The organism is Coprococcus intestinihominis (assembly GCF_040096555.1).
GTDB lineage: Bacteria > Bacillota > Clostridia > Lachnospirales > Lachnospiraceae > Coprococcus_A > Coprococcus_A intestinihominis.
In genome coordinates this window covers 1-12,075 of record NZ_JBBMEK010000084.1, presented here as the reverse complement: position 1 = coordinate 12,075, position 12,075 = coordinate 1, and the positions used below count along the sequence as shown (strand labels likewise).

The window sequence follows — 12,075 nt, the reverse complement described above, 5'->3', positions numbered from 1 at the left end:
ATAGCTACTCCAACCGTCCAACTTTTTCACTTTTATCGTTCCGGCTGGTTCTTTGCTTTTTTCTCTTTTCCAGATGCTTTTTCATCCTTGGTTTCCGGTGTTTTTACAGGGTCTCCGATTGCGAACTCATCGGTTACATACTCCTGTTCCTTTGCACCAAAATTCCGTTCGATATGGTTTCGGATACTATAGGAAGCCTGACGGACATCATTTAAAAAGTCTCTCAGTTCCTGTGGATCTTTCTTTCCACATTCATTTCTCTGTGCAATATACTCCAGATTGAATCCGGTAACATCCACACCATAACGTTTCGCAATCACATAGGCTGCACAATAAGCCTGTGCACTGACTTTCTGTCGGCTGTAGGTTCCGGTATGCTGGTCCAGTGCTGCACACGCCAGTTCTCTGTTCAGTGCATGGAATGTCGTTACTTCACTCATTCCGTTGCGGATATAAATGGTACGGTATCTCGGATTGTACTGGGCCTGCACTTTGTCTGGCAGATCATCCTCAATCTGCACACGTACCGACTGGTCTTTTAAGACAGTTCCTATCAGTTCTGTCAGACTTCGCTGAGGGCGTTCTTCCAATGGCTTTCCAGACATCTGACTGATGTCAAATCCTTTTCCAATCGTATACCCTCTCCGCATTTCTCCGTCTTTTTCGTATTCAGTGGAAATCATATAAGTAATGCCATGTTCCCCGACTTTGACCGAACGGTGTTCTTCTCTCCAGCGTTCATAAGACCTTACCACCTTAAAATCTGGATGCTGTCCGTAAATCAAAAGCAGATTCGGTGTTCTCTGGGTATTACACTCTGCCATAAAGTCCAGAAAGCCTTTCAGTTTTTCTCCATCCTGAAAAACTCCCTGTGCCTGTGAATCTACTTCAGCCCATACCTCTTCTCTTTCCTGCTGTTTTTTGGCTGCATATTCTTCTTTCATCAATTTCTGTTCAGGAACCTGCTGTTCTTCCGTTCCCCCTGAAATCATATCTGTTAAATCCATATACATTACCTGCCTTTCGTTTTCATATTCTTACGTTTCTTCCGGCTCTCTCTGGCATTTTTCCGTCTGTCCGGCCTCTTACGTTTCTCTTCCTGTTCCTTGCGGATATCTCCGAGTTCTTTCCGCACAGATGGTTTTTCATTCTTTTCTTTCCAGCTAATTTCCCGATCGGAAGAAGTATTTCTGTTGCGCGAGAAAGGTTCGGATGGATTCTTTTCTTCCCCCTCCTGCGCCTGTGTAAAATTTCCTTCCGGGAAAGCCTCATCCCCGATCTGGAACATTTCTTCCGCATCGTCCAGTTCAAATTCTATCTTGCCTTCCGGCAGGACAACGGTCTCTGTCCGTACATTCTCCCCGGTTTCTTTTTCCATCTGGTTTTCTGCCTTTTCCGGTGCAGTCTCTTTTTCCACTGCTTCCGTAACCATAGAGCCTGATTCTGCTTTTACAAAATCCAGATTCATCCGGTCTAATACCCGATTCATCTTCGCTGCATCATCTGCAAATACCATGACCTCTGTCTGGTCCGGATTCACCTTATCTTTGATGACTACATATAAGATACCTCTCGCCTTGGCTTCTTTTGCAAATTCTTTTAAACGGTCACCCGGAACGGTAAAAAATTTCATCGGGCGCTGTTCCTTTAACATTCTGGTAAGTCTTGTTTTCCCTCTTGTCTTTTTCTGGTCCTTCAAGGCGGCAGCAATAAAGACTGCCACATGCTTTGCTACATTCCCGGTGATCTTCAGCGAATACTCCATCCCTTCCAGACTGTACCGTACCACCTGATCTGCCGGTTCTGCTCCGTAATTCATACTTATCTCACCTCCTGACTTTTCTGCATTCTTTCTTTATCTTCCACACGTTTTTCATTCTGGCTCTGTTCTTCCGCTTCCTGAAGTCTCGCTTCGATTTCCAAGGAATGTTTCTCAATCTGAACGGTCATACGAACTTCCTTACGGAGTCGCTTCAATTCCTCATTGATTTCGGACAATCGTTCTTCCCCAGTCTCCCTGCCCCCATTCCGATACAATCTTCTGCGTTCTTTCATAAGTTCCGCAATCTGCTTTTGCAATGGCTCTCGGTACGCGGCAAGCTGCTCTCTGGTTATGATGTCATGTTTCAGTAGAAATTCAATCTGTTCAATCCTGCGGTCCAGTTTCCGGATATCCTCTCTGACAGCGTATGGACTCCTTTTCGGTCTTTTTGGCAGTACCCCCATTTGATATAAATAGGAATAATACAGTGCCTGAATCCCGGTCAGTTTCTTTTTGGGATGAATCTGTACTGCCTTTTGATAGACTCGTTTCACCTTTGGCTGTAGTATCTGCCCACGTATTTCCTCTTCGGAATAGTTTTTTCCGAGAGAACGCAGACGGATATACCGCTCCATTCCCGGAGCTTTTAAAGAAATGTATTTCCTGTTCAGTTTCCATGTATAACCCCGCTTTTCCATCTCTTTTAGGAATTGTAACCAGGAGTAGCTTTCCTGTACCGATTCCCTGATATCCAAACGGATCGCCATTCTCCATGTCGGTTTTCCTTCCTGTTCTGCTTTCCACTGTACATAAGGGATTGATTTTTTCTGATTGGATTCAATGATAGACAGACCATATTTTCTGCACAGGTCATCGGAAATCTTACGGATCTCCGTATAATAACTCTTAGCATTACTATGGTACTTATGTCCGTCCACCATGCTTACAGAATTCCAGACAATATGATTATGATAGTGTCTGGTATTAAGATGTGTTGTTATGACTACTTCAAACTGTCCTTTTAAGAGCCGGTCTGCCAGTTCCTGCCCGATGAGATGTGCCAGTTCCGGTGTCACCTCACCTTCTGCAAAACTCTGTACCAGATGGTATCCTTCCACACCGCCCATCTTATGGAATCTCTTTTTCGTTGTCAGCATATCTTCATACGCATTTTCATTGGTGCATCCGATGGTATCTTCGAAGACCGCTTGTTCCGTCTTTGTCCGGTTCATGGCATAATCAATGGCAGCCTCCAGAGAGTCTGCTTTCTGTGTGGTTTTTTCTTTGTCTTTCACATATTCGATGGAACGGTCCAGGCGGTGGACGGGGATAACACTTGTATAAGCCATCTGTCATTACCACTCTTCCTTTACCAGATGCCATGTCTCTTTGGTAAGCCGGAGCATTTCCTGTACACTCTGCTCACTTGCCATTCCCGAAGCATTCGCAACATGGGCAAGCTGGTTCGCATTATTGCACAGACCCGCTATCTTCCTAAGCAGTTCCGGGTGATGTTCACAAGGTTTTGCGTGTACCTGTGCTCCTAAGATCAGCGAACGCATAAACTCTTCCCGACTCAGTCCGCTTTTTTCCACCTGTTCCTCCAATTCCCTGAGTTCCCTTGCATTTAACCGCACCGGGATCACATGGTTTCGTTTTCGCATTGCATCACCGTCCCTTCTCTTTTCTCTTTCATCATATCGCCAAGCTCCTCATCGGATTTTTTCGCTGCAACCATGCAACAGGTCACTATCACTCCTATAAATCCTCCGCTCATCAATGCGATTACAATCATTACTCCATTTCTTAACATGACTTGATCCTTCCTTTCCATTTCCGTCTGTGTCCGGGGGATTGGGGTTCTCCCCAAAGTGCGTTTGGATATCCAAACGCTATGCTTGCAAAACGAGTACCACCAGTTTCTGTAGCACCGGATTAACTCGATTCTGATTTATTTTGATTCTTTTATCTGCACCAGTCCATCAAGTGTCGTACAAATGATATGGAGCCTGTCTGCCATACTGATTTCGGTATTCATTGTTCCTGTCACTTCTTTCCCACATACAACTACCATCCGGCATCTCCGCAAAAGAATATGGGACATTCTTCCATATCCCTGCATATCTTCTGCATCGGACTCTTCCAAGAATGGTGAGAATACAAATCTCGGACAGATTGGTACATACCCAAGTTCATAGATTTTTCTGCAATATTTCTGCACTTTTACCCGGCTTTCTTCTGCTGAACAGCACACATAAGCCAGCGCCTGTTCCATACGCTCCATCTCCTTCCTGCATCCAGTTGGATGCCACTGATTTTCTCTATAAAAAACAAGATGTCCAATTGGACATCCCGGCTACTTTTCATCCTCTTTCTGCTCTGCTTCTAATGCAATTTTCACTCTGTCACTTCCCAGTTTGTAGTAGGCATCTGTTACCTCAATTCCCACTGCACGATAACCTGTCATAACCGCTGCAAGGACAGTCGTTCCTGCCCCGGCAAACGGGTCCAGGATCAGACCTCCCGGTTCGCAAATCTGGATGACATCTTTCATAAGCTGCAACGGCTTCTCTGTCACATGAATCCGGTTCTGCGGATTTCCATATCGGAAGACGCCCGGCAGACAAGATACTGGACGGTTGATTGGCATCGGTCCGTTACTGCCCCACACAATGTATTCAGCCTGCTGGCGGAAACGGCCTTTCTGTGGACGGGAGTTTCCCTTATCCCACACCGCTGTTCCTCGCCAAATCCATCCTGCCCACTGCAATGCATCGGTAATCGATGGATACTGACGCCAGTCAATGAACAGACAGATCGGAGCTCCTTTCTTGCAGGCTTTCCGCACATCGTAAAGCCACTCGGCCATCCAGTGAGTCCATGATCTCTGATCTTTATTGTCCCCATCAAAATCCGGAAGTGCATTTGCAGCACTCATACTGCTGTATTTCTGGTTTGTAGTACGATTTCTTTCATTCTGCTTTGTTCCACCGGACGCATACGGTGGATCGGTAATGACTGCATCAAAGATTCCCGGCTGGAATGCTTTGACCAGTTTCAGCGTATCTCCATGTAAAATCTTCCAGTTCTTCCCTTCGGCATATTCCTCCGGGTATGTTCCCTCTTTCATAAGTTCTTCCAAACTCAGGCCATTTGTCATAGGCATCATCCTTTCTTTTCTCAGCGTTCCGGCTGATTTTTCTTCTTTGTCTTTTTATTTTCTTTTGGTGGTGGACTCAACTCGGTTTCCACATATTCACTGATAATCAAAAGTGCTTTGTAATAATCCCCACTTTCCAATACTCTTTTACACATTTCTTTTGCTTCTGCTGTCTGTTTATTCTTTTTCAAAAGAGTTGAGGCATCGCCCATAATGGAAAAAATATTCCCATCATGTCCAAGGAGTTGTAACTTGGGACGTTGTTTCTCAAGCTTTATCGGGATCTGCTCTGTTTTCTTTTCATAGATTTTCGGCTGCTCCATATCAGGATGCCAGAAATGCACATTCAGCATTCCACCATCTACCTTGATATCCCTCTGCTCAAATCCTTCACCCCAACCGTCACTGTACTGCCCTGTAATGTATTCGGTGAATTCCTGTAGTTCTTCCTGACTTAAAAATTCATTTAATTCCAGTTTGGTACAGCCGTACAGGATTCCATCTTTGTTTTCTATCGTAACAACTGCACTTTGTATTTTTCCATGAATGGACTCACTTCCATCAAAATACTGCATGAGATCATCTTCCCCATAGCGTTCCAGTTCTTCTCGGATGGCATCTTCATAATCGGCAAGTTCTGTTCCATCTAACGGCATTCCATATTCATCACTCTCCGACCAATCTTCTTCCCATTCGGATTCTTCGGAAAAAAGATTTCCAGTCAGCTCCGTCAACATCTGTACGTGTATCGTTTCTTTTTCTTCCATTCTCTATCACCTTCTTTCTAATGGTCTGTCCCTGCATTTATTTTCCTGCTTTTTTTCTTTCGCAAGGTCTGCGTAATCTGCCCCTTCTTTTTCCGGCAGATTGCAGATAATCTGATACGTTCCCTCATAATGCTTTTTCATCTGTTCTTTCGCCCATCTTCCTGCAAAGTCATTATCGGTACAGATTTCAATTTCTTTGATTTCCGGATGGTTCTTCAAAAACTCTTCCAGTGCATCCGGCGGCTTTTTAAAACGTTCACCCTGTATCTGTGCGTTTTCTTTCGGAGCAGCGATTCCCCCAAGGGAAAGACGATATTTATCCCTATTTCCCTCTTCCAGTGTCATGTGTGCCAATGCATCAATACACGCTTCATATACGGCAACTCGCTTTGTTTCTCTTTCAGGTGGAATGCAAAAGCTGTACTTTTTTTCACTCCCGGTCTGCTCCATCTTGAATCCCTTCCCGTTTTTTTCATAGATTCCTCGCAGGAATGCATATCTTGCTTTTCTGGATTCATCTTTCCCAACAAAAACAGCGTTATGGTACGGGACACTTTCATAAAGGATTTCATGTGAAATACAATATGTGATCACTTCATCGCTGATTCCTCTGTGGTTTAAATAAGCCCTGATTCGTCTGCAATTACAATACCTCTCCGGCAACTTAAATGGCAGTTTTTCCCTTTCCACAGCCTGTGTCGGAATAAAAGACGGACTCTCTTCGCACAACAGTTTTACGGCATCTGTAAATTTCATTCCATCTACTTCAATCAGAAACCGCAGTGCGGACACGCCACCGATATCTCTGGATTTCCAATGCCATTTGCTGGACAGTTCATTGATTTTAAAACTGTCATGATCCGTCAACTGCCATTCATTTCTGGTCCTTGTCTTTTGCAGTCGCTGTGCCTGATGCGTTCGCAAATACTCATACGCAGTCATATTTTTTGCTGCCTGAATCTCTTCTTCCGTTACCCAGGGCATTACAGAATTGCATCCTGAAGAGCCAGTACCTTATCCGTCCGCTCCCAAGGAAACTCCTTTCTTCCAAAATGACCAAAAACTGCCGTCTGACGGAAAATCGGACGATTCAGTCGAAGGGATTCCATGATCTGAACGGGTGTCACTCCAAACACCAGTGGGATTGCTGCCGCCAGACAATCATCCGCACACACTTTTCCTGTACCAAAGGTGTCTACCTCAATCATAACCGGCTCTGCTACTCCGATTGCATAAGCCAAAGACACCTGACACTTGCTTGCAAACCCAGCAGCTACTATATTTTTGGCGATATACCTTGCCATATAAGCTGCCGAACGGTCTACTTTCGAACAGTCTTTTCCCGAAAATGCACCGCCGCCATGCGGAACCATACTGCCATAAGTATCCACCATCAGCTTTCTTCCGGTCAGTCCGGTATCTGCATCAAATCCTCCGCACACAAATTTTCCTGACGGATTGATCAGAATCTTCGTATCCTCATCCGGCGGCAGTAATCTGAGTGCTGAGCGAAGCACTTTCTCTCTGATCTCGGCATCTAACTTCTTCAGGTTCTTTTCTGCACCATGCTGGCAGGAAACAACAACACTTTCCAGTCTCACTGGTTTTCCATCTTCATATTCTACTGTTACCTGTGCTTTTCCATCCGAAAAGATATCTTTGATATATCCGCTTCTTCTGCAAGCCGAAAGTTCACGTGTGATCCGGTGTGCCAGAACAGTCGGCATTGGCATAAGCTGCGGAGTATCATCACAAGCATATCCGACCATAACACCCTGATCTCCAGCTCCCCTGCTTCTATCTCTTATCTTTGCACCAATATTATCCCGAAATTCTTTCGACACACTCACTGCTTTCGCAATATCTGGACTCTGCTGGTGTACAAACGTATCCATTTCTATTCCATCTGTACAATATCCGCATTCTTCCAGAACCTTTCGGATCACATCAAATACTGGCGGCTCATATCCGCTGCTGATTTCTCCTGCCACAAACACATTTCCTCTTGTGGCAAGGACTTCACATGCCACTCTCGAAGATGGATCATAACGCAGACATTCATCTAAGATTGCATCTGCTATCTGATCGCATACTTTATCCGGGTGTCCTTCTGTTACTGATTCTGCTGTATAAAAACGTCTCATCTTTCTTCTCCTTATCTACAGACAGGGCAGGAGCTGCTCTATGCGCATCTCCTGCCCTGTCAGATTGGTTTATCCTGTAATTTTTATTTTATTTTTCTTCTGTTTCTTCTTTGTTGTCTGTCATTTTTGACTTCTTTCTGCGGTATACAGTCACTCCTGTAGCTGTTCCGGCAGATGCCAGTGCAAGCAGAACAAACGGCCATACTTTCTGGTTATCACCTGTTTTTGGTGCATTTGTTTTTTCTGTTGTTTTCTCCGGTGTTCTGGCATCTTTCATTTCTACTTTCTGGACTTCCATTGTATCTTTCAATGTGAATGTAACATCTTCCGCAATCTCGTAACCATCCGGCGCTGTGATCTCACGCAGAGTAAGTTCTTCATTGACCGGGAGCTTTGCAACGGAATGTGGCTTTCCATCCGTAATCCACTCCTCCAAAACAGTTCCGTCTTTGCGGATGATCTGAAGCTTTGCCCCTTCCAGTTCTTTTCCGGTTGTTAGGTCTATTTTTGAAATTTCCACTTTGGAATATTCGTCTTTCATCTCAACCTTTGTCACACTGCCATCTTCTTTGACTTCAAACGTCACATCGCTGGCAGACACATAACCATCTTCATAAGGAGCCAGTTCTTCATGTAAGGTATAACTTCCTTCCGGCAGTCCGTAAATGACATGTTCTTCCTTCGTACTGATCCACTCTTCCAAAACAGTTCCGTCTTTATCAATGACCTGCATTTTTGCTCCTTCCAGCTCATTTCCGGTTGTTGCATCTGTTTTGGTAATACGTGTTTCTGTCGGCTGATTCTCAACTTCTTTGTTCAGTTCAATCTTTGCAAGATTCTGATTTTCATAGGTTGCATCTACATTCCATACTTCTTCATTTGGAAGATATCCGGCTTTTCTGACTTCCTCTTTGACATAGTATTTTCCATGTGGAAGATCACTGTCAAAAGTAAGTGTTCCCTTTGTATCTGTTGCTTTCTTTTCCAGCAGGGTATCTTTCTCTACGAGAACCTCTCCCTGATTAGAAACGATATCTTCCGCAGCATACAGTCCAAAAATAACACCTTCCAGCTTTTCTCCTGTGACAGAATCCTTCTTTTCTACCGATACAGAAACTTTCTGTCTTTCATTTTTATAGGTAACGCCTTCATAAACAACTGCCTGTGTATCATCCTCTGCTGTCAGGGTAAATTCTTTCTGTTCTGTATTCAGGACAAAATTCTCTCCTGCTACAACCTCTTTCAGATAATACGTTCCCAGTGGCAGATTGTAGATAACTGCTGTTCCATTTTCATCTGTAGTCAGTTTGGCTACCAGGTCATCTTTCTCATAACGGACAACTGGATTTCCTTCTTCATCCTTTGCTCCGTCCGGTGAATAGATGGTATCTTTGGCATATACTTCAAACTGGGCACCTTCTACTCCGGTTTCTTCATATTTAAAGTCTTTATAGATACCTGTTTCTTCTTTACCAGATACAGCATTTCTTACTTTAGAGACCAGTGCTTTTACTTTTGCCAGAACAGAATCTCCTGTTACTTCGGTAAGCTGTTCTCCCTTTTTCGTCAGGAGCAGGCTTCCTACCTGTTCATCGTTTTTCTGTTCTACCTCTACAATCGCTGCTCCTGTATCTGGATCAATCTGATGTGCAGTGTTTGAGGATACTGTAATTACAATACCGCTCTGTGGATTTTCTTTATATGTTCCTTTTGTAGTCTGCTCTAATGGTGAAATAATCGTTGTTCCATCATACAGGGACTCTTCGCTTCCCTGTCTTACAAATCCTTCCGGTGCTTTCACTTCTTCGATTCGGTAGGTAGAGCACTTCAGTTCCTGCGGTGTGATCAGATATCCTTCCTCATTGGTCTGGAATACGCTGATCTTTTCTTTTTTTGGATACTGAACGACCTGTTCAATGTATTTCTTATTTGTCACATCGTAAATCTTATAAGATGCCCCTGCCTTTAAAACAGTATTCCCAGTCTGTGCATCTTTCTTCACGATTTTTAACAGGAACTCAAACGGACGGTCATCAAACACTCTCCACTGCATAGGTTCTCTGCTGTCATTTTCCACATTTACAACAAATGGATCAATGGTTTTCAGATTCTCCGGGGTAGTGCTTTCCACTACAACATAACTTCCATACGGCAGTTCCGGGCTGACTGCATATCCTTTTGTATCCGTGATCAGTTCCGGCACTGGTACAGCTGTTCCATTCTCATAGGTGACTGCCACCTGCTCTTTGCTGAAGTCATAATTCTTGAAATCACTTGCCGTGTAGCTTTCTCCATTGGACGGTTTCAGTTTCCCATTTTTCACCTGTGTCAGGTCGCTGATCAGATATACCTTAAATCCTGCTCCTGCAACCAGGTCTGTTTCTGTCTGCTCTCCATCTTCACTGACTTTGATCAACTGGAATGCCTGTTTCTTTACCTGCTCTTTTACCGTAAGCTCTCTTGTCACTTCTGCAACGTCCTGACCTTCATAAGTTACGGATACTTCATATTTTGTAGTATCCCGTGTATATCCTTCCGGTGGAGTGATTTCTTTTACATACATTTCTCCAAGGTATAATTCTGAAAACTCCAGTGTTCCATCATCTCCGATGACTCCCTGCGCGATCAGGCTGTCCTGTTTATACAGAACTCCTGTTGTTCCATCCGGATGCACGATATCTTCTTTGGCATACAGACCATACACAGCACCTCGAAGAGCGCCGTCTCCCTGTGGCTGGAATGCAAATGTTTCCTTATCAATCTTTGCAATCTTTACTTTTCCAGTGACCCTCTCATCCGTTGCTGTTACCGTCAATGTCTTACCGGCTGCAACATCCACTTGATAGACTTCCTGATTCCGTTTATATCCGGTCGGTGCAGTCACTTCTTTTACATACACAGTTTTGAGTGCGGCATCAAAATAATCGCTGACTGCTTTTCCGTCTGTTCCGGTTGCAGTCATCGTCATTAGCAGATTTTCGCACTTCTTATCGGTGTAAATACCGTAAACTGCTCCAGATAGTGGGTTCTGTGTATTGATATCTTTCTTCATCAACTCAATGCGTGTCATATTCAGCCACTGTACACTGAAACTTACCGGAGCTGCTGTTTCGCTTTCAAATACACCGATATCCTGCTTGGAATCTCCGGTTGTCAGCACCAGCGTTCTCCATGTCTTTCCGACAGAACCATATAAGCTGCCGGAAGCATAACTGCCTGTCAGTAATAAATCCGCAGACAGATAGAATGTATCTCCACCATAAATCTGGATTTTTCCATTTGTAACACTTGTTCCTTTAGAAAGATTATGTGCAGTCACATTTTCCGGCACACTCAATGTCACATAGTTTCTGTGATCTCCAGACAGTGTGATATTTGGTGTTTTCTGGATGTTTCCATCCCGTACTGCATTCAGCTTTGTGCTTGAAAAGCTCAGTTCACCTTTTGGCGGTTCTTCCTGTCCGAACAGATAATTGATATATGCGATAACCCCTGCATTTACAAGGTCATTATAATTACATCCGGTAAATCCGGCTTCTCCTGCGTAAGCGTAGCTGGCTGCAATATGCGTATACACATACTTTTCATCCTCTGATTTCCCGGACAGATAACTTCCTGTCAGATCTCCTGCCCCGCCATAGCCATAGTAAAGGACTTTCTGCAAATTTTTATTGCTGTCCAGTACCTGTGCCACATAACTTCCACTCGGTGGGGATGCTTTCTGGGACTGGAGACAGTATGCGATCTTTCCGTTTACGGTAAACAGACACGTAAGATAATTTCCAAGATAACTTGGATAATAGATCGTTCTTCCTTTTGTCAGTGTGACTGTTGAACCGCTGCTTGTGGCTCTTTCAGCCGCAGACAGTACCATGACATTTCCTTCTTCAATATCCTCTTTGAGTTCTTTGACTGCCTGTGCAGATGCCTCTTCTTCAGATGTTTCAATTTCTACATCTGTGTAGTTCTGCACAGGCGAATCCGAATCATCTTCAGATTCTGTATCTGACTTCTGTTTCTCTCCACCATTTTCTTCGGAATGTGCCTGACCTTCTGTATCCGTCAGAGTCACTTTCCGGGTGATGGTATAGCTGTCACTCTGATCCTTTGGTACGACCATATAAGTGGCAATATATGTTCCTGATTTGTCAGAATGATACTCTCCACCATTCTCATCTTTGATACTTACAAGCGTAACATCCTCTTTTTCTGCATCATAATGGATTCCTTCCATACTGGTTT

11 protein-coding genes are annotated in these 12,075 nt (G+C 44.1%); all 11 read right to left on the bottom strand.

All coding sequences use genetic code 11. The features are described 5' to 3' along the window. Window positions 1-32 precede the first annotated feature (32 nt). Window positions 33-1,007: an ArdC family protein gene (locus WMO25_RS08245; protein WP_349084916.1), complete on the bottom strand. Its 975-nt coding sequence runs from the start codon at window positions 1,005-1,007 to the stop codon at window positions 33-35. A gap of 5 nt (window positions 1,008-1,012) precedes the next feature. Then, complete coding sequence (locus WMO25_RS08240; RefSeq protein ID WP_007884625.1) at window positions 1,013-1,819, bottom strand: PcfB family protein; 807 nt, start codon at window positions 1,817-1,819, stop codon at window positions 1,013-1,015. Window positions 1,820-1,821: 2 nt separating this feature from the next. Next, window positions 1,822-3,111, bottom strand: a complete 1,290-nt coding sequence (locus WMO25_RS08235) for a relaxase/mobilization nuclease domain-containing protein (RefSeq protein WP_007884624.1) — start codon at window positions 3,109-3,111, stop codon at window positions 1,822-1,824. Between the two features lie 6 nt (window positions 3,112-3,117). After that, window positions 3,118-3,426, bottom strand: a complete 309-nt coding sequence (locus WMO25_RS08230; protein ID WP_024852688.1) for a plasmid mobilization protein — start codon at window positions 3,424-3,426, stop codon at window positions 3,118-3,120. Beyond that, on the bottom strand, window positions 3,405-3,575 hold the full coding sequence (locus tag WMO25_RS08225; protein WP_117482321.1) for a DUF3789 domain-containing protein: 171 nt from the start codon (window positions 3,573-3,575) through the stop codon (window positions 3,405-3,407). Before WMO25_RS08225 ends, WMO25_RS08230 begins: the two co-directional genes overlap by 22 nt. Window positions 3,576-3,713: 138 nt before the next feature. Further along, window positions 3,714-4,037 carry a DUF7768 domain-containing protein gene (locus WMO25_RS08220; protein ID WP_015513330.1) on the bottom strand — a complete coding sequence of 108 codons (324 nt, stop codon included), beginning with the start codon at window positions 4,035-4,037 and terminating at the stop codon, window positions 3,714-3,716. Between the two features lie 81 nt (window positions 4,038-4,118). Beyond that, window positions 4,119-4,922 carry a DNA-methyltransferase gene (locus WMO25_RS08215; protein WP_330670155.1) on the bottom strand — a complete coding sequence of 268 codons (804 nt, stop codon included), beginning with the start codon at window positions 4,920-4,922 and terminating at the stop codon, window positions 4,119-4,121. A gap of 20 nt (window positions 4,923-4,942) precedes the next feature. Then, window positions 4,943-5,689, bottom strand: a complete 747-nt coding sequence (locus tag WMO25_RS08210; protein ID WP_147591783.1) for a hypothetical protein — start codon at window positions 5,687-5,689, stop codon at window positions 4,943-4,945. A 6-nt stretch (window positions 5,690-5,695) separates the two neighbouring features. Beyond that, window positions 5,696-6,673, bottom strand: a complete 978-nt coding sequence (locus WMO25_RS08205) for a DUF3991 and TOPRIM domain-containing protein (protein WP_147591781.1) — start codon at window positions 6,671-6,673, stop codon at window positions 5,696-5,698. Further along, window positions 6,673-7,833: a methionine adenosyltransferase gene (gene metK / locus WMO25_RS08200; RefSeq protein WP_147591779.1), complete on the bottom strand. Its 1,161-nt coding sequence runs from the start codon at window positions 7,831-7,833 to the stop codon at window positions 6,673-6,675. The genes WMO25_RS08205 and metK overlap by 1 nt, the downstream gene beginning before the upstream one ends. Before the next feature lie 88 nt (window positions 7,834-7,921). Next, on the bottom strand, window positions 7,922-12,075 hold a 4,154-nt coding region (locus WMO25_RS08195; protein WP_349084913.1), incomplete at its 5' end, for a SpaA isopeptide-forming pilin-related protein.

Excerpts from the sequence above, each read along its gene's own strand:
- WMO25_RS08215 (WP_330670155.1), bottom strand. The coding sequence starts at position 4,922 with ATGACAAATGGCCTGAGTTTGGAAGAACTTATGAAAGAGGGAACATAC.
- WMO25_RS08245 (WP_349084916.1), bottom strand. The coding sequence starts at position 1,007 with ATGGATTTAACAGATATGATTTCAGGGGGAACGGAAGAACAGCAGGTT.
- WMO25_RS08210 (WP_147591783.1), bottom strand. The coding sequence starts at position 5,689 with ATGGAAGAAAAAGAAACGATACACGTACAGATGTTGACGGAGCTGACT.
- WMO25_RS08225 (WP_117482321.1), bottom strand. The coding sequence starts at position 3,575 with ATGTTAAGAAATGGAGTAATGATTGTAATCGCATTGATGAGCGGAGGA.
- WMO25_RS08240 (WP_007884625.1), bottom strand. The coding sequence starts at position 1,819 with ATGAATTACGGAGCAGAACCGGCAGATCAGGTGGTACGGTACAGTCTG.
- WMO25_RS08230 (WP_024852688.1), bottom strand. The coding sequence starts at position 3,426 with ATGCGAAAACGAAACCATGTGATCCCGGTGCGGTTAAATGCAAGGGAA.
- WMO25_RS08205 (WP_147591781.1), bottom strand. The coding sequence starts at position 6,673 with ATGCCCTGGGTAACGGAAGAAGAGATTCAGGCAGCAAAAAATATGACT.
- WMO25_RS08220 (WP_015513330.1), bottom strand. The coding sequence starts at position 4,037 with ATGGAACAGGCGCTGGCTTATGTGTGCTGTTCAGCAGAAGAAAGCCGG.
- WMO25_RS08235 (WP_007884624.1), bottom strand. The coding sequence starts at position 3,111 with ATGGCTTATACAAGTGTTATCCCCGTCCACCGCCTGGACCGTTCCATC.
- metK (WP_147591779.1), bottom strand. The coding sequence starts at position 7,833 with ATGAGACGTTTTTATACAGCAGAATCAGTAACAGAAGGACACCCGGAT.